Source organism: Agrobacterium genomosp. 2 str. CFBP 5494, from assembly GCF_900013495.1.
Classification (GTDB): Bacteria; Pseudomonadota; Alphaproteobacteria; order Rhizobiales; family Rhizobiaceae; genus Agrobacterium; species Agrobacterium pusense.
Window position 1 is genome coordinate 852,361 of sequence record NZ_LT009718.1, and the last position, 26,053, is coordinate 878,413.

General features: G+C 58.6%; 28 protein-coding genes and 1 pseudogene. 12 read left to right on the top strand and 17 right to left on the bottom strand.

Annotation, left to right across the window (positions count from 1 at the left end; genetic code table 11):
• From AGR2A_RS04005 to AGR2A_RS04085, 17 genes and pseudogenes are all read right to left on the bottom strand, one after another.
• Positions 1 to 235 (bottom strand): annotated as a pseudogene (locus AGR2A_RS04005) (flagellin); the annotation flags it as partial.
• 347 nt (positions 236 to 582) lie between these two features.
• A complete protein-coding gene (locus tag AGR2A_RS04010) occupies positions 583 to 1,926 on the bottom strand; it encodes a flagellin (protein WP_045532752.1) in 1,344 nt (447 codons plus the stop codon).
• A gap of 587 nt (positions 1,927 to 2,513) precedes the next feature.
• Positions 2,514 to 3,524 carry a flagellin gene (locus tag AGR2A_RS04015; RefSeq protein WP_006698203.1) on the bottom strand — a complete coding sequence of 337 codons (1,011 nt, stop codon included), beginning with the start codon at positions 3,522 to 3,524 and terminating at the stop codon, positions 2,514 to 2,516.
• Positions 3,525 to 3,896: 372 nt separating this feature from the next.
• Positions 3,897 to 4,634 (bottom strand): flagellar type III secretion system pore protein FliP, encoded by a 738-nt coding sequence (gene fliP / locus AGR2A_RS04020; protein ID WP_004439940.1) that lies wholly within the window; start codon positions 4,632 to 4,634, stop codon positions 3,897 to 3,899.
• Positions 4,631 to 5,131 carry a flagellar basal body-associated FliL family protein gene (locus AGR2A_RS04025; protein WP_004439944.1) on the bottom strand — a complete coding sequence of 167 codons (501 nt, stop codon included), beginning with the start codon at positions 5,129 to 5,131 and terminating at the stop codon, positions 4,631 to 4,633. The genes fliP and AGR2A_RS04025 overlap by 4 nt, the downstream gene beginning before the upstream one ends.
• 27 nt (positions 5,132 to 5,158) lie before the next feature.
• Positions 5,159 to 5,878, bottom strand: a complete 720-nt coding sequence (flgH, locus tag AGR2A_RS04030; RefSeq protein ID WP_004439948.1) for a flagellar basal body L-ring protein FlgH — start codon at positions 5,876 to 5,878, stop codon at positions 5,159 to 5,161.
• Positions 5,875 to 6,411 carry a MotE family protein gene (locus AGR2A_RS04035; RefSeq protein ID WP_004439951.1) on the bottom strand — a complete coding sequence of 179 codons (537 nt, stop codon included), beginning with the start codon at positions 6,409 to 6,411 and terminating at the stop codon, positions 5,875 to 5,877. The genes flgH and AGR2A_RS04035 overlap by 4 nt, the downstream gene beginning before the upstream one ends.
• On the bottom strand, positions 6,408 to 7,529 hold the full coding sequence (locus tag AGR2A_RS04040) for a flagellar basal body P-ring protein FlgI (protein WP_022555612.1): 1,122 nt from the start codon (positions 7,527 to 7,529) through the stop codon (positions 6,408 to 6,410). Before AGR2A_RS04040 ends, AGR2A_RS04035 begins: the two co-directional genes overlap by 4 nt.
• The gene (gene flgA / locus AGR2A_RS04045; RefSeq protein WP_004439958.1) at positions 7,526 to 8,014 is read right to left on the bottom strand and encodes a flagellar basal body P-ring formation chaperone FlgA; all 489 of its coding nucleotides are present in this window, start codon (positions 8,012 to 8,014) and stop codon (positions 7,526 to 7,528) included. The genes AGR2A_RS04040 and flgA overlap by 4 nt, the downstream gene beginning before the upstream one ends.
• A gap of 20 nt (positions 8,015 to 8,034) precedes the next feature.
• Positions 8,035 to 8,823 (bottom strand): flagellar basal-body rod protein FlgG, encoded by a 789-nt coding sequence (gene flgG, locus AGR2A_RS04050; protein ID WP_003503427.1) that lies wholly within the window; start codon positions 8,821 to 8,823, stop codon positions 8,035 to 8,037.
• 18 nt (positions 8,824 to 8,841) lie between these two features.
• Positions 8,842 to 9,177 (bottom strand): flagellar hook-basal body complex protein FliE, encoded by a 336-nt coding sequence (locus AGR2A_RS04055; RefSeq protein ID WP_022555613.1) that lies wholly within the window; start codon positions 9,175 to 9,177, stop codon positions 8,842 to 8,844.
• A complete protein-coding gene (flgC, locus tag AGR2A_RS04060; protein ID WP_004439964.1) occupies positions 9,174 to 9,593 on the bottom strand; it encodes a flagellar basal body rod protein FlgC in 420 nt (139 codons plus the stop codon). Before flgC ends, AGR2A_RS04055 begins: the two co-directional genes overlap by 4 nt.
• Before the next feature lie 3 nt (positions 9,594 to 9,596).
• Positions 9,597 to 9,989 carry a flagellar basal body rod protein FlgB gene (flgB, locus tag AGR2A_RS04065; protein WP_004439967.1) on the bottom strand — a complete coding sequence of 131 codons (393 nt, stop codon included), beginning with the start codon at positions 9,987 to 9,989 and terminating at the stop codon, positions 9,597 to 9,599.
• A 170-nt stretch (positions 9,990 to 10,159) separates the two neighbouring features.
• Positions 10,160 to 10,684: a hypothetical protein gene (locus AGR2A_RS04070; protein WP_373969202.1), complete on the bottom strand. Its 525-nt coding sequence runs from the start codon at positions 10,682 to 10,684 to the stop codon at positions 10,160 to 10,162.
• Positions 10,685 to 10,725: 41 nt separating this feature from the next.
• Positions 10,726 to 12,132 (bottom strand): flagellar protein export ATPase FliI, encoded by a 1,407-nt coding sequence (gene fliI, locus AGR2A_RS04075; protein WP_072493969.1) that lies wholly within the window; start codon positions 12,130 to 12,132, stop codon positions 10,726 to 10,728.
• Between the two features lie 11 nt (positions 12,133 to 12,143).
• Positions 12,144 to 12,878: a flagellar basal-body rod protein FlgF gene (flgF, locus tag AGR2A_RS04080; RefSeq protein ID WP_004439975.1), complete on the bottom strand. Its 735-nt coding sequence runs from the start codon at positions 12,876 to 12,878 to the stop codon at positions 12,144 to 12,146.
• Between the two features lies 1 nt (position 12,879).
• The gene (locus AGR2A_RS04085; protein ID WP_006698197.1) at positions 12,880 to 13,659 is read right to left on the bottom strand and encodes a DUF1217 domain-containing protein; all 780 of its coding nucleotides are present in this window, start codon (positions 13,657 to 13,659) and stop codon (positions 12,880 to 12,882) included.
• A gap of 185 nt (positions 13,660 to 13,844) precedes the next feature.
• Here AGR2A_RS04085 and motA point away from each other — a divergent pair, with 185 nt between their 5' ends.
• The 12 genes from motA (at position 13,845) to AGR2A_RS04145 (ending at position 26,013) form a co-directional block, all read left to right on the top strand.
• A complete protein-coding gene (gene motA, locus AGR2A_RS04090) occupies positions 13,845 to 14,717 on the top strand; it encodes a flagellar motor stator protein MotA (protein WP_004439982.1) in 873 nt (290 codons plus the stop codon).
• Entirely contained in the window at positions 14,714 to 15,673 is a 960-nt protein-coding gene (locus AGR2A_RS04095) for a FliM/FliN family flagellar motor switch protein (RefSeq protein WP_022555618.1), read from the top strand. Before motA ends, AGR2A_RS04095 begins: the two co-directional genes overlap by 4 nt.
• A 64-nt stretch (positions 15,674 to 15,737) precedes the next feature.
• The gene (gene fliN / locus AGR2A_RS04100; RefSeq protein WP_022555619.1) at positions 15,738 to 16,277 is read left to right on the top strand and encodes a flagellar motor switch protein FliN; all 540 of its coding nucleotides are present in this window, start codon (positions 15,738 to 15,740) and stop codon (positions 16,275 to 16,277) included.
• 27 nt (positions 16,278 to 16,304) lie between these two features.
• Entirely contained in the window at positions 16,305 to 17,348 is a 1,044-nt protein-coding gene (fliG, locus tag AGR2A_RS04105) for a flagellar motor switch protein FliG (protein WP_072493970.1), read from the top strand.
• Between the two features lie 126 nt (positions 17,349 to 17,474).
• On the top strand, positions 17,475 to 18,557 hold the full coding sequence (gene flhB, locus AGR2A_RS04110; protein WP_004439997.1) for a flagellar biosynthesis protein FlhB: 1,083 nt from the start codon (positions 17,475 to 17,477) through the stop codon (positions 18,555 to 18,557).
• A 5-nt stretch (positions 18,558 to 18,562) separates the two neighbouring features.
• Positions 18,563 to 19,000 (top strand): hypothetical protein, encoded by a 438-nt coding sequence (locus AGR2A_RS04115; RefSeq protein WP_004439999.1) that lies wholly within the window; start codon positions 18,563 to 18,565, stop codon positions 18,998 to 19,000.
• Between the two features lie 305 nt (positions 19,001 to 19,305).
• On the top strand, positions 19,306 to 20,622 hold the full coding sequence (locus AGR2A_RS04120; protein ID WP_072493971.1) for a flagellin: 1,317 nt from the start codon (positions 19,306 to 19,308) through the stop codon (positions 20,620 to 20,622).
• 302 nt (positions 20,623 to 20,924) lie between these two features.
• Complete coding sequence (locus AGR2A_RS04125; RefSeq protein ID WP_035209056.1) at positions 20,925 to 21,575, top strand: hypothetical protein; 651 nt, start codon at positions 20,925 to 20,927, stop codon at positions 21,573 to 21,575.
• The gene (locus AGR2A_RS04130; protein WP_072493972.1) at positions 21,572 to 22,876 is read left to right on the top strand and encodes a MotB family protein; all 1,305 of its coding nucleotides are present in this window, start codon (positions 21,572 to 21,574) and stop codon (positions 22,874 to 22,876) included. The genes AGR2A_RS04125 and AGR2A_RS04130 overlap by 4 nt, the downstream gene beginning before the upstream one ends.
• Positions 22,873 to 24,144 carry a chemotaxis protein MotC gene (gene motC, locus AGR2A_RS04135; RefSeq protein ID WP_072493973.1) on the top strand — a complete coding sequence of 424 codons (1,272 nt, stop codon included), beginning with the start codon at positions 22,873 to 22,875 and terminating at the stop codon, positions 24,142 to 24,144. The genes AGR2A_RS04130 and motC overlap by 4 nt, the downstream gene beginning before the upstream one ends.
• Complete coding sequence (locus tag AGR2A_RS04140) at positions 24,141 to 25,499, top strand: flagellar hook-length control protein FliK (RefSeq protein ID WP_072493974.1); 1,359 nt, start codon at positions 24,141 to 24,143, stop codon at positions 25,497 to 25,499. Before motC ends, AGR2A_RS04140 begins: the two co-directional genes overlap by 4 nt.
• Positions 25,483 to 26,013, top strand: a complete 531-nt coding sequence (locus AGR2A_RS04145) for a lytic transglycosylase domain-containing protein (protein WP_374709461.1) — start codon at positions 25,483 to 25,485, stop codon at positions 26,011 to 26,013. The genes AGR2A_RS04140 and AGR2A_RS04145 overlap by 17 nt, the downstream gene beginning before the upstream one ends.
• The last annotated feature ends 40 nt before the right edge of the window (positions 26,014 to 26,053 follow it).

Below are 26,053 nucleotides of genomic sequence, written 5' to 3' on the forward strand. Positions count from 1 at the left end.
AATAGGCGGTGTCGACCTTGGCAGCGCCGAGGCCGAGGGCGTCCTGAACGGCGGAAAGGGCGCCATTATCGGAACGCATCGTGGTCGCGATGGACCAGTAAGCGGCATTGTTGGAAGCTTCCCGGACGCGCTGGCCGGAGGACACGCGGTCCTGCGTGGCTTCCATGCTTTGGCCGATGGAGCGCAGGGTCTGGAGTGCAGACATGGCTGCGACGTTTGTCAAAATGCTCGTCATAATAAATTGCCCCTTGAATGGCTGATTAGAAAAGGGACATTCCGGCTCACCGGGAGCGGCGCACAGCATCATGCCTGCTAACTAGCTGATTTTAAAAGGTTAGCTCACCGCTTCGATGGCTCTAGCTAACTGCCTTATGGTTAACAAATACTTAAAGTAGTAAAAATCTCACTATAAAATTTATACGTGCATACCATCTAAAAAACTGAAACGTAATATTCGCCATCCGCGTCGGACGGGCTGGCTTGAACGGTCTTCACGATCATCGCTTTGAAACGCGGGCGATAAAACGAAAAAAAACCGCGCCCTTTCGGGCGCGGTTCGCATTTGGCGATTGAGTGTCGGAATTAACGGAAGAGCGAGAGAATGCTCTGCGAGTCGTTGTTGGCGATCGACAGGGCCTGAACAGCGAGCTGCTGCTGGGTCTGAAGAGCCTTGAGGCGAGTCGATTCTTCGTTCATTTCCGCGTCCACCAGACGGCCAACGCCCTTGTCGAGCGAGTCGGTCAGCTTGTTGACGAAGTTTTCCTGCAGTTCGATGCGCATCTTGACCGAGCCGAGGTCGGCGGCGGCGGATGTCATGCTCTGGAGCTGCTTGTCGACGAAGGAAACCATCGCGTCGAGATACTGGTTTTCCGAGACTGCCGAGCCGTCACTGTTCTTGAACGTGCCGGTCAGGTCCTTGGTGATGTCCAGCGACGTCAGCGAGTAGGTGAGCTGCGTTGCGAGCTGGGCGTCAGCGCCTTCTTCCAGGTAGATCTTGGTGGTGCCGTCGAGGCCCACGGCAATGCTGGTCTTGGTTGCCGGAGCTGTCGGCGCAGTCGTGTTGATTTTCACGTACTGGTCGTTGCCAAGATTGAAGTAGGTGCCGTTGACGTTGGGGACTGTCGTGTCGGCGTTAGCGATCGTGACGATACCCGTTGCGGCGGCGGTGGTGAAGGTGACGGCGGTACCGGCAGTTGCTTCCTTCAGGCCCTTCAGCTGAGCTTCGGTGTAAACCTTGGCTGCGGCAACCTTGGTTACCGGCTGTGCGGCGCCAGCGCCGTCCGAGTCATTGGTGATTTCGAACAGCTTGTAGCTGCCGGTGGAAGAAAAGTAGGCATAGGAGTCGAGAACGCCCTGCTTGTCTTTTGCAGCGCCCGAAGACGTGTCGAACAGTACCGTGTTGCGGCTCAGGTCAACGTTAACGGTCTTTACGGAGACGTTACCGGCGGCATCGCGAATGAAGGAACCAACGATCTGCTTGGTGACGTTCTTCAGTTCGCCGGCACCGTTGCTGATGGTTGCCTGCAACCAGTTTTCACCGGAGAAGGAAGAGGAGCTGGAGATCGACTTCAGCTGATCCTGAAGCTGCGAGATTTCTTCCTGGATCTTCGACTTGTCTACGCCGGGTTCGCGAGCAGCGACCAGCTTGTTCTTGATTTCCTTAACGACGTCAATGGACGATTCCATACCGGAATAGGCGGTATCAACCTTGGCAGCGCCGAGGCCGAGGGCATCCTGCACGGCAGAAAGGGCGCCGTTGTCGGAACGCATCGTGGTCGCGATCGACCAGTAAGCAGCGTTATCGGAAGCTTCGCCGACGCGCTGGCCGGAGGAAACGCGGTCCTGCGTCGTTTCCATGTTCTGGCCGATAGAACGCAGGGTCTGGAGTGCAGACATGGCTGCGACGTTAGTAAGAATGCTCGTCATGGTAGATTTGCCCCTTGAATGGCTGATTAGAAAAGGGACATTCCGGACTCACCGGGAACGGCGCACAGCATCATGCCTGCTAACCGGCTGATTTTTAAAGGTTAGCTCACCGTTTCGATGGCTTTAGCTAACCTTTATATAGTTAATGAACACCTAAGGATTTTCTAAAAAATGCATTCCGAAGATTTGTTTTGCAACCCTTACGCGTGCGCGCGCGTATTCTGAAATGTTTAAAAAAAAATGAAGCCGCACCCGTTGCCGGATGCGGCTTTGTCGACAGGTGATGTGCTCGGGTCAGCCTCCCTTGCACTCGCCCCATTCACGCGATCGCGAGACGGTCAGCCCCCGCTTGCAATCGCGTCATTCATGTCATTCTGGTCGCGGCTATCCGCTGTCCATGGGTAAAATCTGACAGCCGGTGCTTTCAAAATCACTAATTTAGACGAGTACCAAAGCCCTTGCTGGGATCGTGGTAAATCCTTCGAAAATAAGGATGGTAAACAAATTCTGCCGGGGATTTGGCAGTATGCAACAAACAAAACCGCGCCCTTTCGGGCGCGGCTTGCATTTCGTCATTTACGATCCGATTAACGGAAGAGCGACAGGATGTTCTGCGAGTCGCTGTTGGCGATCGAGAGAGCCTGGATTGCCAGCTGCTGCTGTGTCTGCAGAGCCTTGAGGCGGGTGGACTCTTCGTTCATGTCGGCGTCGACCAGGCGGCCGATACCCTTTTCCATCGTGTCGGACAGCTTGGTAACGAAGTCTTCCTGCATGGAGATGCGGTTGGAGACTGCACCCAGATCAGCAGCGGCGCTGTTGAGGGTTTCAAGCTGCTTGTCGACGTGGCTGATGAGCTTGTCGAGGATGTCGTTGTCCGTGGCAGCGGCGGTGCCGAGCATCGTGGCGCCAGCGCCCTTGTAGATCGACAGGTCCGAAATATCGAGGTTCGAAATGGACTGCTTTACACCGTCTGCGACTGCAGCCTTGTCGAGGATGCCCGTGCCCTTGCCGTCCGTTACAGCGCCGGTGTCGAAAAGAACGTTCGAGCCGCTGAGCTGCACGTCAACGCGCTGAACCTTAACGGCGCCAGCGGAGTCACGGGTGAAGGATGCGACAACCTGCTTCTTCAGGTTTGCGATAGCCGCGTCGTCGGTGCCGGCAGCGAACGCTACGCCATCGTTGGACGCCTTGGTCTTCAGCCAGTTTTCGCCGTTGAAGGTTGCGGAGTCGGCGATGGAGGTCAGCTGCTTCTGGAGCTGGCCGATTTCCTTCTGGATCTTTTTCTTGTCGGCGGTCGGGTCCTGGGCAAGGATGAGCTTGTCCTTGATTTCCTGAACGACCTTGATGGTGGCTTCCATGCCCGCATAGGCAGTGTCGACCTTGGCGGCGCCAATGCCGAGAGCGTCGGAAACGGTGGAAAGGGCGGAATTGTCCGAACGCATGGTCGTTGCGATGGACCAGTAAGCAGCGTTGTCGGCGGCGGAGCTTACCTTCTGGCCGGTCGAGATGCGGCCCTGCGTCGTTTCCATGTTCTGGCCGATAGAGCGCAGGGTCTGGAGTGCAGCCATAGAGGAGGCGTTGGTGAGAATGCTTGCCATAGTATTTGTCCCTTGTGTTTACGAGATACTGGAGTTGGGGACATTCCGGACTGTGTATTACCGGTCACAACGTTTCGGCTTCATGCCACTCGGTTCAGAATTACTTGCTTCTGGAAACCAAACCCGCTGTGTGTGAGGCGAATTTCGCAGTCAAAACTTGCATAATTATTAATTTACGAATGAAGAAATATTAGAAAATACATATGGTTACTGGTTTGTTTCTACGAAAGGTAAGTTTTTAATTTAAAATTATAGTTATTCATCCGCTAGCGAAGCTGGTAACCAAAGTCTTAAAACGCCAAAACCCCGCGGCCTTGGGCACGCGGGGTTAAGAAACAGGGTTAATGGGTGTCAGTTCGGCACGAATGCCCGTCAGTTGAACGATCTGACGAGGCTGCCGACAAGCAGGTTCCAGCCGTCGATCAGCACGAAAAACAGGATCTTGAAGGGCAGGGAGATGGAAGTCGGCGGCAGCATCATCATGCCCATGGCCATGGTGATGGTGGCGACGATCAGATCAATGACCAGGAACGGCAGGATGATAAGGAAACCGATCTCGAAACCGCGCCGGATTTCCGACAGCATGAAGGCCGGAACCAGAACTCGATAATCGACGACGTTGTCGGTCATCACTTCCTGGCCGCGTTCGCGGGCAATATCCACGAACAGCTTCAGATCCTTGTCACGCGTATTGGCGTTCATGAAGGTGCGAAAGGGCTCGGCGATGCGCTGCACGGCCTGCTGCTCGTTGATCTGGTTCTGCAACAGCGGTTGCACGCCATCGGTCCAGGCTTTGTCGAAGGTGGGCGACATGACGTAGAAGGTCATGAACATCGCCATCGACAGAAGGATCATGTTCGACGGCGTAGAAGCGAGCCCCATGCCGGAGCGCAGGATAGAGAAAGCGATCACGAAGCGCGGAAAGCTCGTGACCATGATCAGGATGCCGGGCGCGACGGAAAGAACCGTCAAAAGGCCGAAGGTGCGGATGATCCATGCCGCAACAGACCCGTCTATCTGCGTGTTGAACAGATCGGACGGAAATTGCTGGGCATTGGCAAGGCCCGGCAAAGCGAGGAGGACGGCGATGGTTACAAGAAATCGAATCATTCGATGACAAAGGTCCGGAACATGACCTTGGATACGCGCCCTTGAGAGCGCAGGTCAACTCGTTCCTGAATGTCATCCTTAAGATATTGAAAGCCGCGCGGCCCTTCCAGCTGCTGAAGGGAAACGGTGCGGACATAGGCCATGATATCCTGATGGATATCCTCGGCCAGTCCGACTTCCACCGGCCCCTTGAACATCAGCGCCACCTCCAGCCGCACCCAGTTCGTCGAGGGGTAGGCGAGATTGGTGGTGATGGGATCGAGCTGGACGATGCCGTTCGGTTCGGCCGCGATTTTCTCGACACCCTCTTCCTTCTTCTCGCCATGACCACCGGCCGCAGCGGTGGCATGGGCCTCCGTTGCGGCAATCTTCGGTGCGATCATGCCGCCGACGAGCCAGCCTCCGCCCGCGCCGAGCAAGGTGAGGATCACAACACCTGCGATGGTCATGATCAGAGGGGAGGATTTCTTCTTGCCCTCTGCCTGTTCGTTTTCCATGGATCAGTCCGTTCCCCGTGTGCGGCGTCAGAGCGGCGAGAACAGGTCCACGACCTGCTGCCCGACCGGAGGCTGCTGCACTTCCGTCAGACGGCCGCGACCGCCGTAGGAGATGCGCGCTTCGGCAATGCGCTCGTAGGAGATCATGTTCTGAGCATCCACATCCTGCGGCCGGACGATGCCGCCGACGTTGAGGATGCGGATTTCATGGTTCACGCGCACTTCCTGCGAGCCGCTGATGATGAGGTTGCCGTTTTCGAGAATACCCGTCACGACGGCGGCCACGAGCAGCGTCAGCTTTTCAGACCGCTTGGTCTTGCCCTTGGCCTGGGTATCGGTGTCGGAGCCGTATTTGATGTTGGAATCCGCGTCCGGCGTCCAGCCAAGGATCTGGGCTTTGGCCTTCCAGTTCAAGCCGCTGGAATTGGTGCGGTTACGCTCGGTTTCGTTGTCGAAATCGGCCTTGTCGTTGATCTGGATGTTGACGGTCAGGATGTCGCCGATGTTCAGCGCGCGCAGGTCTTTGAAAAGTGCGCCCTGGCTGTCGCTCCACAGTGAATAGCCGCTTGCCATGTGTTTTGGTTGCTTGGGATACATGCCCATCTGCGGTGTCTGGCTGAATTGCAGACCGCTGCCGATCGGGCTCATCGCCGGTGCGTTACCGATTTCCTTCAGGGTCTGGTTGTTCTGGCAGCCTGCCAGGAGAGCGAGCGGCAGGAGGAGGGCCGGAAGACGACGCGTGCTCATGAAGGATCCTTCGAAGTGTTTTTGTCGATTGCCTGCGACATGATGCCGGCGACGGTGGCAGCTTTCTGCGCGTCCATCTCGCTGAGGATGAGGCCCGATTGACGCGGCGGCAGCTGCATGATGATGGCAGCAGCAATCTCCACATGCATCTTCTCGAGCTGCGGTGCGGCGGCATCCGCCTTCATCGTCTTGTAGATGTCGACGAGGTTGCTTTTGGCCTGGTTGAGGAAATGTTCGCGGCGCGCCAGCCAGTCTTCATATTCAGCCTTGCGGTTTTCCAGCACGGAAATGCGCTCGTTCACGTCGGACTGGAGCTTCTCAAGCTCCTGCTTCTGCATCAGGTAACGCTGATCCCGGGCCGCATCGGCAATGTTGGTGCAGAATTTCTGGATTTCATCCTGCGTGCTGAGTTCTGAAACCACGTTCTGCTGGCTCTCCGCGCCGGCGGCCGGCAGCAGGAACAGCAGCGACGCGACCGCCGCGAAGCGGACGAGGCCATTCGAAAGCGGATTTTTGGTCTGACGTTCCATCATTGCAGCACAAGCTCCGCCTGAAGGGCGCCGGCGGATTTGATGCCTTGCAGGATGGCGATGATACCATCCGCCTTGAGCCCGATGCTGTTGAGACCGGCAACCAGCGTGCGAAGGTCAGGCCCTTCGACAATGGCGACCTTGCTGCCTTCCTGCATGGCCATGATATCCGTCTGCGGCTGTACCGCCGTTTGGCCACGCGAGAAGGGTGCCGGCTGAATGACCTGCGGTGATTCGGTCACCTGCACGGTCAGCGTGCCGTAGCTGACGGCGACGCGCGAAATCCGCACATCCGCACCGATGACGATCGTGCCGGTGCGTTCGTTGATGACGACCTTGGCCGGGGTATCCGTCTCGACGGTCAGGTTTTCGATTTCCGCCATCAGCCGGGTGAGATCCGCGACGCGAGGCTTTTGCACCGCGATTTCCTGCGAATCGCGCGGTTCGGCGATCGGATCGCCATAGCGGGCGCGGGCAAAGGCGTTGACGACGTCTGCGACGCGCACGGCCGTCGAAAAGTCGGGGTTGCGCAGCTGAAGGACCAGATTGACCGAATCCTTGAACTTCGACGGCAGCTCCCGTTCGATGATCGCGCCGTTTGGCACGCGCGCCGACGTGGTGACACCCTGGGTCAGCGTTGCCGCATCGCCCTGCGCCGAAAAGCCGTTGACGATCAGTGCGCCCTGCGCGACCGCGTAAATCTGCCCGTCGGCGCCGGAAAGCGACGTCATGATGAGGTTGCCGCCGCGCAGCGAAGAGGCATCGCCGAGCGAGCTCACCGTCACGTCGACGCGGCTGCCGGGGCTCGCAAAGGGTGGCAGATTGGCCGTCACCATTACGGCGGCGATGTTCTTGGCATTCGATTGGCCGCCCTGCGTGGTGATGCCGAGATTCTGCAACATCGCGCGCATGGATTGCTCGGTAAACGGCGAAGAACGCAGGCTGTCGCCCGTGCCCTGCAGGCCGACCACGAGACCGTAACCGATGAGCTGGTTGTCACGTCCTGCCTGCAGCGATGCGATATCCTTGATGCGGGACGTATCCGCATGGGCTGCCGGAACGGAAAGGAAGGGCTGGGCCGAAAACAGGATGGCCGCGGCCAGGATACGAAGCACTCTCATTTCGCCATCACCTGAATGGTTCCGTCCTTCATGACCGTGCCGTTGACGATGACGCCGGAATCGATGTTGCGTACCCGTACGACTTCGCCGAGCGAGCCATCAGTCATCGGTGTTCCTGAAGCCATCAGCGTCATATTGCCGATGGTGAAGACGAGCTTGACGCTGGTGCCGCGCGTGACGAGCGAGGGTTCGCGCAGGGCGGCAACGGGGATCGTGCGGCCGGGAAGCAGGGTCTGCTTGGAGATCATGCCTTCCACTTCGCTGATGTCGCTCGCGTAACCCGCGGAAATATTGGGATTGGTCACCTCCACCGGCTTCACCTGTTCGGACGTGATCGTCTCGCCCGGATAGATGGTACGCACGGGAACCAGCGCCATTGGCGCCTGGGAGAAGGCAGGCGCGAAAGCGCCGATTGAAAAGGCAGACGCCAGGCACATACGGGCGAGTGCCCTTTTGCAGCTGTTATTTTTTCGGCCAAACCTCATGTTCGCCTGCCTTTCCGTTCTTACTTCAGGTTCTTGCTGACAATCGAAGCCATTTCGTCAGCGGTGGTGATGACCTTGGAATTCATCTCATAGGCGCGCTGCGCCGTGATGAGGTCGGTGATTTCCTTGACGGCGTCGACGTTCGAGCCTTCGAGGTAGGATTGCTTGATATAGCCGTAGCTCGGATCGTCGGGCACGCCGATGACGGCGTCGCCGGAAGCCGGTGTCTGGGCGAAGAGGTTGTCGCCGAGCGGCTTCAGGCCGGCTTCGTTGGCGAAGTTGGCGATGGTCAGCTGGCCAAGCTCGGTGAAGTCGGCGGCGTTGCCGATACGGGCCGTCACCTGACCCGTGCGGGTAACGGTGATGTCCTGTGCATCGGTCGGGATATTGATATTCGGAATGACGTTATAGCCATCCACCGTCACGAGATTACCATCGGCATTCTTGTTGAAGGCGCCGGCGCGGCTGTAGAGCGTCGAACCATCGGCCGCCTCGATCTGGAACCAGCCCTGACCGATGATCGCGACGTCGAGCTTGTTGCCGGTCTCGATCAGGTTGCCCTGGGTGTGGATGTTGCGCACGGCCGAGGTCTGCACGCCGAGGCCAATATTGGCGCCCTCGGGCACGATCGCCTGGTTGGCGCGGTTTGGCACACCCTGCATGCGCTCGGTCTGATAGAGAAGATCGGTGAACTCCGCCCGCGCGCGCTTGTAACCGGTGGTGTTGATGTTGGCGATGTTGTTGGCGATGACTTCCAGATTGGTCTGCTGGGCGTCCATACCGGTGGCAGCGATGGCAAGAGCTCTCATGTCAATATTCCTGCTGGGCTAGATCTGCATCTTGGTAATGTCGAGATAGGCCGACACGATCTTGTCTCGGAGCGCGATGGCGGTTTGCAGCGACTGCTCGGCCGAAAGCATGGCATCGACGACTTCACGCGTATTCGCCTTGCCCTGAATGCCTTCAAAAGAAGCGACTTCGGCTTTCTTGAGGTTGTTCATCGCGTCAACGGAAACATTGCCGAGAACGCTTGCGAAGCTCTGGCCGGTCTGCTGCGCTGGTGTCGTCTTCTCGCTGCCGAAAATATTGTCGGTGAGCGAGGAAACGCTGCCGGCGCCGCGCGTCAGCGAGAGGGAGCCGAGTTGTTTGATGCCGTCGATCATTGCGATGCCTTCAGAAGGTCGATGGTGGAGGCGACGAGGTCGCGTGTCTGGCGGATGACCTGAAGATTGGCGTCGTAGCTGCGGTTTGCTTCGCGCATGTCTGCCATTTCGATCAGGATGTTGACGTTCGGCATCTTCACCATGCCGTTTGCGTCGGCGGCCGGATTGCCGGGGTCGTATTCGTTGATGAAGTCGCCGCGATCGACGCCGAGCTTTTTCACCGTCACGCGCTCGACGCCGCTGACACGGTCGAGTTCCGAACCGAAGGTGACTGTCTTGCGGCGATAGGGGTCCGCGCCTGGTGTGTCACCCGTCGATCTGGCATTGGCGATGTTTTCAGACACGATGCGCAGTCGGGTGGACTGCACTTCCAGGCCGCTGCCGGCGATCTTGCTCGCCGCACTCAAGGGATCCATGGCTTACCTCTTAACCGTCATCAGCATCATGCGATGGAAGGATTTGACGAGATTGGCATTCAGCTCGTACTGCCGCTTGATCTCGCCGGTCTTGGTCATTTCTTCCGCAAGCGCGACCGAATTGCCCGATTCCTGCATGCCGATCTCGTTGTTGACCGGGTTGTCGCGCACCGCGATATTGTCGCTGAGTGTGCTCTCGCCGAAGTGGGCAGGGTTGGTCCTCGCCATGCCGACCTGCTGGCTGGTGGCCTGCATGACCGCTTCGAATGGGCTGACATCCTTGGCGTGGAACTTGGGTGTGTTGGCGTTGGCGATGTTGGTCGCCACGACTTCCTGCCGCACGCTCAGCCATTCCGCTTGGCGGGATGCCAGTTCGAACAGTTGAATCGGTTGCATAGACTTCTCCATCTCGTATGCCCCGAACCTACGGGGCTAATCTTGCGTCAGACTTGCGGAGAAGACGAAGGGGTGCGACGACGGGAAAAGGCGCATGGATGCGCGGCCTGCACAAAGAAAAAAGGCGCGCCAGCAGATGCCGCGCGCCTTTTGATCGGAAGAAATTTCTTTTATTTTTCGGGGTGATAGGTTTTTCCAGAGGATGTCTCTATCAACCACTCGCCGTTGCGTTGCTCGATTTTCGTCAGCAGCGCATTATCAGGCAGGGTCGAGCCGACCCTCACCATATACATGCCCGAACCGTCTTCGATCAGGGCGCGGCCGTTGGAGACATGCAGCAGACGGAAGGCGGTCTGGCCGGGGAAGGGCTGGTCCTCGACCCCGGCTGCGAGATTGTTCTGTTTTTCCTTGCCGCCTGCGTTCACGGTCGCCGTCGTCAGCATGTCGGGCAGTTCGGCCGGCGGTGGGGTGTCTTCCTTGTTGCGATTGGTCATCGCCATCGGAGAAACACTGAAGACTTCCCGCGGGCCGGTATGGGGCAGATCGCGGGTGCGGTCGCCGCCAGCCACCTTCATGCCGAATTTTTCCTCGTTGAAGAACACGTACCAGGGGAAGAAGGCCGCTGCAGCGGCAAGCGTGATGCCTGTCCATGCCAGAATACGGTCGGGTGTGAAGAAAACGGGCTTGGGCAGCACGCCTTCATCGTAGCTATCGTTATTCCGCTTTTTCTTCACGGTCAGCCTCTCATTCTCGGGGTTACCTGCGGCTGGCCGTTCTGCGCGCCGCCGCGCAATGCGGTCGCAAGGTCAGCATAGGCATCCTGTGCCGCCGGTTCGTTCGGCAGCTGTTTCAGCGTTTCATAGATGATCGGAACCTGCTTCACCGCCATGTCGAGGTCTGGGTCGGTGCCCGGCCGGTAACCGCCGATGAGGCGAAGATCCCGCGTTTCCTCGAAGCGATGCACCAGCGCCTTGAGGCGCGAGACCAGCTTTTCCTGATCCGGCGTCCATGCTTTCTTGGCGAGACGCGAGATCGAGGCGAGCGGATTGATCGGCGGGTAGCGGCCTTCTTCTGCAAGGCTGCGGTCGAGCACAATGTGACCATCGAGAATACCGCGGGTCGAATCGGCGATCGGATCGTTATGATTGTCTCCATCCACCAGAATGGAAACGATGGCGGTGATGGTGCCGGTGCCTTCGGCGCCCGGTCCCGCCCGCTCCAGAAGACGCGGCAGCTCGGTGAAGACGGAGGCGGGGTAACCGCGCGCCACCGGCGGTTCACCCGAAGCAACGGCCACTTCGCGGATCGCATGGGCAAATCGCGTCACGCTGTCAATGATGAGGAGGACATTGTCGCCCTGATCGCGGAAATGCTCTGCAATGGTGACGGCGGAAAGTGGCGCCATCTTGCGCAGCATCGGGCTTTCATCGCTCGTCGCGACAACGGCGATGGACTTGCTCATGTTCTCGCCCATCGTGTCTTCGATGAATTCGCGCACTTCACGTCCGCGCTCGCCGACCAGTGCAATCACCACCTTGTCGAAGGCGTCAGCCTTTGCAAGCATGGACAGCAGCGTGGATTTGCCGACGCCCGAGCCGGCGAAAATGCCAAGGCGCTGGCCGAGACACAGCGGCGAAAAAATATCGATTGCCCGCACCCCGGTCTTGAACGGGGTCTCCACCCTCTTGCGGGTCATTGAGGGTGGCGCATTGTTGGAAATCGAACGGCGTCCAAGGCCCGCGGCAAGCGGTCCCTGGCCGTCGATAGGTTCACCAAGCGCATTGATGGTGCGTCCGCACCAGCTATCATCAGGCGCGACACGGAAGGCGCCCTTGCGGATGACGGTATCGTGAATGCCGATCGGTTCGCCCGGCTCGATAGGGCACACGTAGCAGATATCCGGCTCAACGCGCACCACTTCGCCGAGATGGATGCCGGTCGGGCTGCGATGGGCAACAAACTCGCCAAGCCGCACATGCCGGGACAGGCCGGACACGGTATAGTGCCCGGCTGCGATGGTGCGAACGTGGCCGCCCGGCGCCACCGAAAATTCCGGATCGGCATAATGTCCGGCAAGGCCGGCAAGTTGGGCGAGCTTCGGTGAAATGGCTTCAGCCGAAAGCATGGATACCGGCATTGTCATCGGTCAGCTCCTCAGCGCGCGCCACCAAGCGTCTTGATGCCCTCACCGAAGGTCGATTCGGTATCGCGCATCAGAGAGGAGATGCTTTCGAAGGCACGGTTGACCTGGATGAGCTGCGTCATCTGGGAAATCCCGTTGACGTTCGACTGTTCGAGATAACCCTGAACGACGCCGACCTCGTGATTGTTGACGACGGGGACCGGCTGAGCCACGGGCTTCACGCCGCTATTGGGGTGGCGCAGGAAACCTTGCGAAAAATCCGCCTGGAAGATGCCAAGCGTGGCGACGATGTTTTCGTTCTGCCTGATGGCTCCGTCAAGACCCACGGTAATCGGGCCGCCATTCGGATTGAGCTGGATCGGGCCGCCGCCGGCGTCGAGGACCGGGTAACCGCTGGAGGAAATGAGCGCGCCGTCCGGCCGCATGGTGAAGCGGCCGTCACGGGTCAGAATCTGACCGTCGGGCGTATCCAGCGAGAACCAGGCATCGCCCTTGATGGCGAAATCGAAGGAATTGCCGGTCTGCTCGAAAGCGCCCTGGCGCGTGGAGAGATAGTCGTTGCCCTGGGACACGAAGGCGATCTTGGCATTCATGTCATTATGGTTCTTGGCGACCATTTCGTCGAATTTCACTTCGGAACCGCGGAAGCCGACCGTGTTCACATTCGCCATATTGTCGGAAATGGTGGTAAGACGACGCTCCAGCGCGATCTGCGAGGACAAGGCGACGTATAGTCCGGATTGCATATCATTTGCCTCCGAGTTTCAGGGAGTTGATGGATATCAGCAGATCGGCGGAGATACCGTAGCCGCTGGAGGAGCCGAAGACGGCGAGGGGATCGTAGGTCGTCGAGGGGTTTTGCATTTCCCACATGATGGTGAAGCGCTCGAGCAGCTTGCCGACCTTTTCAGGATCCTGCAGGTCCTTGACATCTATCGTTTTTTCGATGAGGGCGGCCTGTTTCTCGACATCTGCCCCGGCGAATTCGTCGGGCAGGTTATAGGCCGTGCGAAACACCTGCGCGAGCGCATCGTCGGCCAGAAAGTCGAGGCCGGATTTGATCGTCGGCGCCTTGCGCTCGAAATAAAGGGCGAGACGAACACCGTTATTGTCGTCGCCCGCTTCCTGTTCCAGCGTCTGCCGGGTGTATTTGGTAATGACGCCCGACTGGGCTGCATCGACCGAAGTCGCCGCCGCACCCAGATCCGCGAAATTCAGCGATTTCGCGAAATCCGCATAACGGCTGTCGGAAAGCTTGTTGGCGAAGGCATTCTTGTCGGTCGCGCCTTCTGTCAGGACCTTGCGGATGAAGGCTTTCGCATAGGCCATGTCCTCGAGCCCGTGCGCCTTGAGCGCGTAATTGTAAAGGCGGGTATCCGCCATGAAATCGTCTATGGATTTCACGTCGCCGATCTTTGCGCGGTAATATTCGGTCTCGCGCGCCACGTCCGGCTGCTTCGACACCCGCTCAAGCGACTTGCCGATATCCTGACTGATCAGTCTGTAGCTGGTGTAGGTGGAAGTCACTGAACCGCCGCTCTCGTTTGATCCCCATCTCAAGGCGCACGTCCGCCTTTGCCGGCATAGTGCCGCGGCTTGCTTGTGCGAAACTGGCTGGAGGCTGAAGCGCGGAGAGGCTTTGCGGACAGGTTCACGCAAGCCACATTTTTTAGACATGGCGGCATGGAACACTGTTCGGGCGTGGTCGATCAATGAATATTGTAATTGGACTTATAATCACCTTCGGCTGCATCATCGGCGGCTACATGGCGATGGGCGGTCATCTGGACGTGCTGATTCAGCCGTTCGAATTGATGATCATCGGCGGCGCCGGTCTCGGCGGCTTCATCATGGCGAACCCGATGAAGGTCGTGAAGGATTCGGGCAAGGCGCTCGGCGAGGCCTTCAAGCACTCGGTTCCGAAGGAGCGCAACTATCTCGACGTGCTCGGCGTGCTTTATTCGCTGATGCGAGACCTGCGCACGAAATCGCGCAACGAGATCGAGGCCCATATCGACAATCCCGAGGAATCCTCGATCTTCCAGAGCGCGCCATCGGTTCTGAAGAACAAGGAACTGACCTCGTTCATTTGTGACTATGTCCGCCTCATCATCATCGGCAATGCCCGCAGCCACGAAATCGAGGCGCTGATGGATGAAGAAATCGAGACCATCCTCCACGACAAGCTGAAGCCTTACCACGCGATCACCACCATGGGCGATTCCTTCCCTGCCATCGGTATCGTCGCAGCGGTTCTCGGCGTCATCAAGGCGATGGGCAAGATCAATGAATCGCCTGAAGTGCTGGGCGGCCTCATCGGCGCCGCGCTGGTCGGCACCATGCTCGGTATCATCCTGTCCTATTCGATCTGCAATCCGCTCGCCTCGCAGGTCAAGATCGTCCGCACCAAGCAGCATCGCCTCTACATCATCGTCAAGCAGACGCTGATCGCCTACATGAACGGTTCGGTGCCGCAGGTCGCGCTTGAATATGGCCGCAAGACCATCTCCAACTACGAGCGGCCGTCCATCGACGCCGTCGAGCAGGAGATGATGAATCCCGGCGGCGAGAACAAGGCGGCATGACCATGGCAAAAGCTGCAGCGCAAAAAGCTCCCGCCATCGACACCGCCTTGCTCGCGAAACTCACCGGCGGGCTTTCCGACCGCAGGACGATCGCGAAGATCGGTTCCGATATCGGCCACCTCTACAGCGAATTCCTGCCGGATATTTTTCACAGCGAGACCGGCATTGCGATAGACGTCGAATATATCGGCTCCGAATCGGGGCTCATGACCGACCTGATCGCCAATGTCGGGCAGAATGTCGCGGTGGCCGATTGTTCCCTGCGCAACTGGTGCCCGAACTTCATGATGACGGTCGGCAATGGCTTCGTCATCGCGCTCATGGAGCGCATGCTCGGTGCAGCACCGGACAGCATCGGCGAACCCGATGAGCGCAGTCTTTCCCATATCGAGCTCGATCTGGCTGCCATGGTCCTAGGACGTATCGGCGGCGTGCTCCGTTCCGGAGTCAATGCGCCGGGCGGTTTTGAAGCGGCTATCGAGCCGCCGTTCAATTCCAATGGCAAAAGTGCCTTCGACGAGATGATTGCGGGCCTCTACGGCGTTAACATCCGCATGAAAATCGACATTGGCAAAGTGTCGTCGGAATTCTCGCTGATCATACCGCAGCGTCCGTTGCTCAAGACATCCATCGTCGCTCCCAAGGCTTCAGCGCAGGCGCTGAAGAAGCAGGAAGAGTGGATGGAGATGATCTCGGAACAGGTGAAGAGATCGCAGGTCACGCTTGAGGCGCGCATCAAGCTCGAAACGCTGACACTCCGTACGATTTCGAAGCTGGTGGCCGGCGATGTCATTCCGTTTCAGGCCCTCAACCAGGACGATATCGGCGTTGAGGTCAGTGCTAACGGTTCCAAGCTCTATAATTGCGAATTCGGCAAGTCAGGCGACCGCTACATGGTTCGGGTAAAGAACAATGTCAGCACGGACGACGAGATCTTACGACATTTGATGGGTTAAAATCCTGCCCGACCTTTTTGGGTTTGGGCAGGCTGACGCAAGTTTCAAAGGGAATAATCAGCGCATGGCTACGAAGAAAACACCTGTGACCGATGATGCGGCGTTGCCGTCGTTTGAAGACGGCGGCGACCTCGACCAGGCTATCGGCGATCTGCGTGGCGTCCTCAAGACGGATGCGGAAGGCTCGCTCTCCGATTTTGGCGACTTCGGCGATTTTGGAAGTACGGACGAGGTTTCTACGGATACCGACCTTTCCGCCTTCGGTGGCGGAGCGGCCGATTTTGCGATGGACGATTTTGCCGCCGCCCCGCAGGTTGCGGGCGTAAAGGCACCGCTGGGCAGCGGCCTGTCCGAAAACATCGACCTGATCATGGATATCCCGATCGATGTCCAGATCGTTCTCGGCACCAGCCGAATGCTCGTCTCGGGGCTGATGAGCCTGGAGGAGGGCGCGACGATAGCACTCGACCGCAAGATCGGCGAGCCGGTCGAGATCATGGTGAATGGCCGCCGTATTGCGCGCGGTGAAATAACGGTTCTGGAAGACGACGATACGCGCTTCGGCGTAAAATTGATTGAAGTACTGAGTACGAAGAAAGCCTGATCCCTGTGGGGACGGAGAGGAAAGACCATGATGGACTTTGAAGATTTCGGTAACCCAATTGCGGGCAAGCCGTTGTCTCAGGCCGACAAGGCGGCCGCGGTGCTTCTTGCCATGGGCAAGGGCGTCGCCGGCAAGCTGCTGAAGTTTTTCACGCAGCACGAATTGCAGATGATCATTTCCTCGGCCCAGACCCTTCGCGTCATTCCTCCCGATGAACTTGCGCAGATCGTGGCCGAGTTCGAGGACCTGTTCACCGAAGGAACGGGTCTGATGGACAATGCCAAGGCAATCGAGAGCATTCTCGAAGAAGGTCTGACCCCTGAAGAAGTGGACAGCCTTCTCGGCCGCCGCGCAGCGTTCCAGGCCTATGAAGCATCGATGTGGGACCGCCTGCAGGAAGCAGAGCCGGAATTCGTCGGCAAGTTCCTGCTGCGCGAACATCCGCAGACCATTGCCTATATTCTCTCCATGCTGCCCTCGTCCTTCGGTGCCAAGGTTCTTTTGACCATTCCGGAAGAGCAGCGCGCCGATATCATGAACCGCACGGTGAACATGAAGGAGGTGAGCCCGACGGCCGCCCAGATCATCGAGAAGCGTGTGGTCAACCTCATCAACGAAATCGAAGCCGAGCGCAATGCCGGCGGTTCCACGAAGGTTGCCGACCTGATGAACGAACTGGACAAGCCGCAGGTCGATACGTTGCTCAGCTCGCTCGAGACGCTCAGCAAGGAAGCCGCAAACAAGGTCAAGCCGAAGATCTTCCTCTTCGACGACCTCATGTTTATGCCGCAGCGCAGCCGCGTCATGCTGCTGAACGATGTGTCGGCCGATGTTCTGACGATGGCGCTGCGCGGCGCCACGATGGAAATCAAGGAATGTGTGCTTTCCAGCATCAGCCCGCGCCAGCGCCGCATGATCGAATCGGACCTTGCGGTGCCGCAGGCCTCGATCAACACCCGCGAAGTGGCGATTGCCCGCCGTGCCGTTGCGCAGGAGGCGATCCGGCTGGCCAATTCCGGCCAGATTCAGCTGAAGGACGCTGCCGCGGAAGAACAATCGGCTGCGGCCTGAGTGGAAGCCGGTTGATAACCGGCCCATCTGCTGCAGGCGGCCATTGCGGTGGCCAGCCGCCGGCGCTAGTTTCGGGACGACGGCCTGCCGGGATCGGCGGGCCTTTTTTTATCCCGGGAACGTGCCTTGGCAGACGATCAGGACAAGGACAGTAAAACAGAAGCCCCAACGGAGAAAAAACTCCGTGATGCGGCGGAAAAGGGCAATCTGCCCTTTTCCCGTGAAGTGCCGATCTTTGCGTCGTCACTGGCCTTTTACTGTTATCTCGTTTTCTTTCTGCCCGACGGTGCCAGCCGCATCGGCGAGACGCTGAAGGACCTGTTCGGCCAGCCCGAACAATGGGACCTCAGCACCAGGCCAGACGCCTTGTCGCTTTTGTACTTCCTCGGCACGTCCATGGCCTATCTGCTCATGCCGGCCATGATCATGTTCATCGTCTTCGGCCTCGCCTCTTCGTTTTTCCAGAACCTGCCGTCGCCGGTGCTGGAACGGGTGCGCCCGCAATGGTCCCGCGTATCGCCCGCCAAGGGTTTCACGCGCATCTATAGCAAGCAGGGTTTCGTGGAATTCGGAAAGTCCGTTTTCAAGATCATGATCGTCTCGACCATCATGTTCTTCGCTCTGCGCGGCGAGTTCTACAGCCTCATCGATCTGATGTTTTCCGATCCGCAGGTTATTTTTGTCCGGGTCGTCGAGATCGTCAAAAAGATGATGATCGTAATCCTGCTTTCGACCGCATTGCTTGCCGCCGTGGACGTTTTATGGACGCGCCATCACTGGTTCACCCAGCTGAAAATGACGAAGCATGAGGTAAAGGAAGAATACAAGCAGTCGCAGGGCGACCCGGTCGTCAAATCCCGTCAGCGATCGATTGCCCGCGACCGTGCCCGCCGCCGCATGATCAACAACGTGCCTCGCGCGACCCTCGTCATCGCCAACCCGACACACTTTGCGGTGGCGTTGCGTTACGTGCGTGAAGAAAGCGACGCGCCTGTTGTCGTTGCCAAGGGCCAGGACCTTATCGCATTGAAAATCCGCGAGATTGCGGAAGAAAATAATATCCCCGTTTTTGAGGACCCGCCGCTTGCGCGCTCCATGTTTGCGCAAGTCTCGATCGATAGTGTGATTCCACCAGCCTTTTATAAGGCTGTGGCTGAGCTTGTTCATCGGGTTTACGCCATGAAGTCATCGAAAATACGGGTTCAATAAGACCAATGAAAAAATCCGCCTATTCTGAACAGCGGGAAATGATCGTCGCAGAGGCGATCAACCCGATCGCTACAGAACTACGATTGCTAGACCCGGCCGACCTGATTTCGCTGCTCAGATTCGAGTGCTACGGCAGCATTGCCGATCTCGTGTCATCGGCTGCGGAGCTTTATTATCATCCCGGTACGATCAATTTCGGCGCCGGCGGTGAATATAAACTCGAATGGGAAGGCGCGCCGGAGATCGTTCTCGATCTCGAAATCAAACCGATCGGCGCCACGGTCTATGCACAATTGATCTTGGCCAATGAACATGCGGCGGTCGAAATCAATCATGTGTCGTTTCAGAACCCTTCGGAAAATCCGGACGAAAACACCGAGTTCCTCCGCCATAGCCTGATGGCCGCCCGATTCGTTTCGACCCACCAGGGCGAAGCGGCCTGAACCATCCGCCGAATATCCAGCCGATGACCGGTTGCGACTGCCGAAACGGCGGTCGCGACGGTTTTGCCTGATCGCTTTTTCACCCGACCTTGCCCGAAGCCTGCCACCGCGCGCAAAACCGTTATGGGAAAGCGAGGAACGCCTTGCAAATCAGCGTTGTTGTTTGGTACCTATCGAATTAACGATTTGTTAACGAACGGCAGGTCGCGGTGGATCATTTCAACCACCGCCGATGCGCATGATGCCTCTGCTCGTTTCCGGCGCAGCGCCGGATTATTTCTTACATTTTGAATTGGGTGGAACCCATGACCAGCATTATGACCAATGCGGCGGCAATGGCCGCGCTGCAAACCTTGCGCATGATCGACAAGAACCTCGAGACCACGCAGGCGCGCGTCTCCTCCGGTTACCGCGTCGAGACGGCAGCGGATAACGCGGCCTATTGGTCTATCTCCACGACCATGCGCTCGGACAATGCGGCGCTTTCGGCCGTGCAGGACGCACTTGGTCTCGGCGCCGCCAAGGTGGACACCGCCTTCGAAGCCGTGGAAAGTGCTATTGAGACGGTCAAATCGCTGAAGGCGAAGCTGGTTGCCGCTTATGGTGTGGGCAGCAACCGGACGAAGATCCAGGAAGAAATCAAGCAGCTTCAGGATCAGCTGAAGAGCATCTCCGAATCGGCGTCTTTCTCCGGCGAAAACTGGCTCCAGGCTAAGATCGGCGACGGCAAGACGCCGCCCGCGGAAGAGCCGGTCATCAAGAAGATCGTCGCTTCATTTACCCGCACCGCCGCAGGCGCAGTCGGGGTGACGACGGTCGATTATTCACTCGATTCGAGCACGGTGCTTTTCGATCTGAGCGGCGGCAAGTTCGGCATTCTCGATACGGAAGCGCGATTCCTGCGCAAGAACGAGACGATCGTGACGATGCGCACGACCGATACGCCCGCGGCACCCGCCGCTCCCACCGTCACCGACAAGGATTATGTCGTTCCGACGCTAAAGGATAGCGAAGTGGCGGCACTAGCAGGTTTTTCCGTCAAGGCGACCGGCATCTATACCAATGTCGCCAATACGGAGGGTTATTTGAAGATCGGTGATGGTGTGTGGGTAAAGCTCACCTCCACCGATCCGGCAGCGGCAGGCGCTCCGGCGACCGACAGCACGACCCCCGTCGCGACCACGACATCGCCGAGCACCAACTGGTATTACGATGTCACTGCGGCAATTGACCCCGACGGTCGTAAACTCGGAATCTCCGTCTCCACGCTCGACATCAACAAGCTCACCGATCTCGCCCAGAAAATGGGAACCATGACGGGAGAGCAATATACCGAAGCCGACGTGCTGGATGCGATGATGTCCTTTGTCGACGGCCAGCTCGAAGCGATGACCAGCGCGGCGTCCAGCCTGGGCTCGCTGCAGAGCCGCATCGACATGCAGGAGAACTTCGTGTCGAGCCTGATGGACGTGATCGACAAGGGCATCGGTCGTCTTGTCGATGCTGACATGAACGAGGAATCGACCAAGCTGAAGGCGCTCCAGACACAGCAGCAGCTCGGTATCCAGTCACTCTCCATCGCCAACGCCAACGCGGAAAATATTCTCCAGCTCTTCAAGTAATGGAGCTTCCTCGCATGGGCATGCGCGGAAACGTGGCGCAGACGTGCTGAACAGTTCCGCCTTCATCCTCGCACAAGTTTGAACACCTAACGTCGGGGCAATATGGGGCGGATCGCATGGCGCGGTCCTCCGGCAATCATGGAAGAGACGGGCAGGGTAGCAAGGATGACGGTGGTGCCGCCAAACGGCTTAGAGCATTTCCAGGAAAAGCGGACCCCGGTTTTCCGCCCGGAAATGCGACAGAACGTTCCAGATCGCAGGCAGCGAAACATGTCTCGTCCCCTGTTTTGCCGGGGGCGTGCATGACCACCTCCATCGCAAGATATCTGAAGGACTTCGGTGACGCTCAGCCGGCAGGACTGGCCTTCGGCGATCCCCTGGCGGATACCGATGGCGTTTCGCCATTTGCCGACGCTGCATCCGGTTTCGATGAATTCGAATCCGTCGACGTGGAGAGTGAAAGGCAGGCCGCTTACGCCCGTGGCCATGAGGATGCGACACGCGAAATCACCGAAAAGATGCAGGCGGAACGCGACGAGCTGCTGGCCGCCCATTCGGCTGAGCTGGAGGCGCTGCGATCCGCCTATCTCGAGGAAATCGCGGTCTTTCTGTCGCGCGGGCTGCGAGAGGGCATTGATGCGATTGCCGCCACCCTCAGCGAACAGACCGCCGCAATCCTTGCTCCGGTTTTGACGGAAGAACTGTCGCTTAAAGCAGTCTCGGCGCTGGCGGATGTGGTGCGCGCTTCCATGCCGGATGGTGACGCCGTCACGCTTGTCGTGAAAGGTCCGAAGGATTTGTTCGAGCAGTTGAAGACCCAGCCCGGCTTTGAAGAAGAGACGATGAAGTTTACCGAGACCGCCGATATCGATCTTTCAGTCGAGCTGGGTGAGAGCGTCTTCGTGACGCGCATGTCCGCCTGGGCCTCCAGTCTTCGCAAGGTGATGAAATGAGTGAAGGCGAAAACCATCACCACGGCAAAAACGAGATCATCATCGTCAAGCGCCATAAAGGTGGCCACGACGGTGCGCATGGTGGTGCGTGGAAGATCGCCTACGCCGACTTCATGACGGCGATGATGGCGTTCTTCCTCGTCATGTGGCTGGTCAATGCCGCCAATGAGGAAACCAAGGCCTCGGTTGCGAGCTATTTCAATCCGATAAAACTGTCCGATGAGAAACCCTCGTCCAAGGGGCTGGAAAAGCCCGTGGACAAGGAAGAGGGCGTCCAGAAAAAGGACCAGTCCAACATTCAGGCAGAGAAAGTGACCAAGGGATCCGCCGCGGCGACGGGCGAAGACCTGACGTCCCAGACAGGTGAGCAGTCGAATTTCTCCGAAGCGGACTTTTTCGAAAATCCCTATTCCGTGCTGGCGGAAATCGCCCAGCAGGTCGGGCAGCAGGCCAATGTCAGCGCCAAGGGCGAGGGCGGTGCTGCCGATTCCGGTCCTGCAACCGGCGCAAGCGGCGGCGAGGCCTATCGCGATCCCTTCGATCCTGATTTCTGGACGCAGCAGGTGAAAATCACCCGCGCCGATCAGCAACAAAAACCGGTTGAGCAGCAGGCCGCCGAAAACAAGCAGGAGAATGCTGCCGACAGCGCTCAGGCCGTTGCGGTTAAATCGTCTCAGGCGCCGGAAGACAAGGCGCAAGATGGCAGGCCCATGGACGTCGCCGCGGTTGTGCCGCAGCAACGGCCGGATGCCGCCGAGCAGGCAGCGCTTGTACGGCCCAGGCCCGAGCAGCAGCAAGAGGCGAAGGATGTTCAGCAAAAGGCGAGCGATGCTGAATGGGAAAAGGCCGATACGCTGCGCGAAGAAATCGAGAAACAGATATCCGGCGTAACCGGCAGGCTCTCGGAAGGGCTGGTCGTGACGCCTGCGGAAGGCGGATTGCTGCTGACCATTTCCGACCAGACGGAAACACCGATGTTCAATATCGGATCGGCCGTTCCCCGGCGCGAAATGGTTCTCGCCATGGAAAAGATCGGCAAACTGCTTCAGGAGCGCGGTGGCAGCGTGGTAATCCGCGGCCATACGGATGGGCGGCAGTTCAAGGGCGAGGCCAACGACAATTGGCGCCTCTCCATGGACCGCGCACACAGCGCCTATTACATGCTGGTGCGCGGCGGCCTGTCGGAAGAGCGGGTAAAGCAGGTTTCCGGGTTTGCGGACCGCAGATTACAGGTCCCGGCAGATCCCCTGGCGGATGCCAACCGCCGTATCGAAATCCTGCTTGAGGCTGATCGGGGGTGAGTGTGACGAAAACCTCGAAACGCTGGCTTCTTCTTGCGGCGACGCTTTGTGGTCTCGGTGCCGGACCATTCAAGGCGTTTTCGCAGTCGCAAGACAATCTCATGCCCTATGCCATGCTGCGCTCCCTGCAATTCGTGCAGGATTCGGTTGCCAAGGGAGACCATTCGGCAACGGAAATGCAGCGGTTCCTGCTCCAGACCATTGACGAGCGGCTGAAAAGCGCGCCCTCGGCGATCTTCAAGGACCCACGCAATGTCGATGCGGCGCTGATTTATGCGATGAGCGGCGGCAATCCCGCCACGCTTGAATTGCTGGTCGCGCGCGATGTGGACGGTAATTTCGACAGTCGCGTTGCCGATATCCTGCGCAAGTATTTGTCGGGCAAGGGGACGCTGGTGGCGCAGAGCATCGCGGCGATGGTGCCTGAATATCGCGGCACGCGGATAGGCGCTTATCTGGCGCTGATCGGTGGCAATGTCACGATCCCGCGCGATCCTCTGGCCGCGCTCGGCTTTTACGACATTGCCCGGCTTGAAGCACCAGGGACAATCGTTGAGGAGGCGGCATTGCGCCGCTCGCTCGCCATTGCGGTTGAAGACGGCGATGCAAAACGCGGCGTCGAATACGCACAGCGTTACGCGCGGCGGTTCCTGCATTCGCCCTATGCAAGCCAGTTCGCGGATCTTCTGGTCTCGCTGGTGGTCAAACGCTCTGATTCCCTCGGCGAAGACGCGATAGTGGAGACCTTCGCGATGATGGATGCGGAAAGGCAGAAGGAAGCCTATCTGCGTCTTTCGCGTCTTGCGGCGATCAGCGGCAAGGATTCGCTGGCCCGCATGGCGGCGCTTAAAGCGAAGACGCTGTCGTCCGCCGCGCCGGATCAACCGGAAGCGCAGGCCAATCTCTACGAAAGCCTTTCCAACATTGGAACACCCGATGTGGTGAGCGCGATCGAGACGATCGGACAAATTCCCGAAACGCAGCTTTCGGACCGGGACAGGGCCCTCAGAGATGCCGCAAGGGCGATCGCCGAACAGGTGGTTCGTCCTCCCTCGCTATCAGGTGCTGATGTCGACGCGGCGGCGCAGGGCGTCAGGCAGAACGCAGCCAAAAATGATGCGGTGCCTGGCGGGGAAAAAAGCATATGGCGGGTTGAAACCCACAAGGCCGACGATGGCGGTGAGAATGTCCGGCAGCTCGTGACAAGCGGCCGCAGCAAGCTCGATGAAATCGACAGCCTGTTGAAGAAAGGCGAGGGGGCACCATGATCGACGCAACCATCAATGCGCTAACGAATGCGCCACCGTCCGATCCGCGCGCAGGCAGTGCTGCCGCACGTGACGAGGCGAGAGGCGGCAGCTTTGGCGATGCCCTTTCCACGGTTCGTGACGAGCGACCGCCGCAGGCGCCGCATTCGCGGTCGGACGATTCTGGTTCAGCAGGGCAACAGCACGGACAGGCCGACGGCGAAGGGGAAAAGATGGATGTCCCGGTCAAACGGCCTGCAGCCTTCCTGAATGTCATCGTCAACGAGCATGCCGGGGACGGTCGAGTTCACGACACAGCTGCCGAGTTCCAGAACGCGGTCAAATCCTCGCGGGCACAATTGGGGGACGGCAAGCCTGGCAAGAAGCTCAAGGATGAGGCGGATAAGGATGCCGAGGCGATAACGGATACTCTCGATCCGAAGCTCGCCGAACTGCAGCTGGTTACGGCCAGCGCCGGGGCAATGGCCACGGCCAAGACGCCGCTGGAGGAAATTGCGCAGGCAATTGCCGGCAAGACCGACACGGTCAAGTCCGACAGGGCTGAACCTGTCCGCAGCAAGGCTGAACATCCGGCCAAGGACATGCCGACTGGGGTTGCAGCTGCCAATGATGCGGCGGGTTCGGCTTCGGAAAACGAAGGCGATGCCTCGTCATTCCGCTTCGCGTCTCCGCGTTCGGGTGCAGCCCGCGCTCTCGATATGAGCACGGTTCAGCGCGAAGGCCGCGTGGAGTTCGACACGCGGGAAAGCAGCGGCAAGGCGGCCGACACCATAACGGTTCTCGATTCCCGGCGCTTCATCGGTCTGGCGCCCTCCTCCAATGCCTCGGCTCTGACCGGCCTGATCGCCAATGATCCGGAATGGGTCAGCGCCATGCAGCCCGGTTCAGCGCTGTCCAACGCAGCCGCCCAGAGCAGCACCGGCAAGGTCGTGCATACGCTGAAGCTGCATATGACGCCGATCGAGCTTGGATCGGTGACGATGTCACTGCGTCTTGCCGGTGACGAACTCGCCGTGCACATGACTGTGGAGAGCGTCGCGGCCTATAAAAAGCTCCAGGAAGACAGCAAGAGCATCCTTGATGGTCTCAAGGCGCAGGGTCTGACGGTCGATAACATCACAATCAGCATCGCTTCTTCCGATAAGAGTGACCAAACGGGCACACAAGCCAACAATCAGCAAAATCAGCAGGCGCAGCAGCAGGGCCAGCAGGCGGCTGCGGGCCGCAACCGTGACGAGTCCGGTGCACGAGACGGCCGGCAAGGCAATGGCGATAATTTGGGGGTGCATAATGAAGGCATGCACGGCGCTCTTGGCTCTGCCCGCACTTCTGCTGACAATGGCGTCTATCTCTGAAAACGCATCGGCCTCGGCAACGTCAGGCGTGTGTGAAAGAGAGATCCAGTCTGCGGCACGCAAGTACGGCGTGCCGGAGGGAATTCTCTATTCAGTGGGCCTGACGGAGACTGGCCGCAAGGGGCGGCTCGACCCCAACGCCATGAATATCGAAGGAAAACCGGTATTTGCGGCCTCTACCGAAGAGGCCTTGATGACTTTTGAGGCTGCCAAACGCAATGGCGCCAAGCTGATCGACCTCGGATGCATGCAGATAAATCATTATTTCCACGGCGAGAATTTCACATCTGCGCGCGAAATGTTCGATCCGCGTCGCAATGTCGAATATGCCGCCATGTTCCTGCGTAACCTCCACAACAGGCACGAGACCTGGACGATGGCGGTTGCCCGCTATCACGCAGGGCCCAATAATGACCCGGCCCAGAAGAAATATGTCTGCCGGGTCATCGCCAATCTGGTGGCGACTGGCTACGGGAAATGGACGCCCAACGCTAAAAATTTCTGCGAAGGATAACAACCTGAAATTGCTTTATCAGGGGTTGGGACTCGTTATC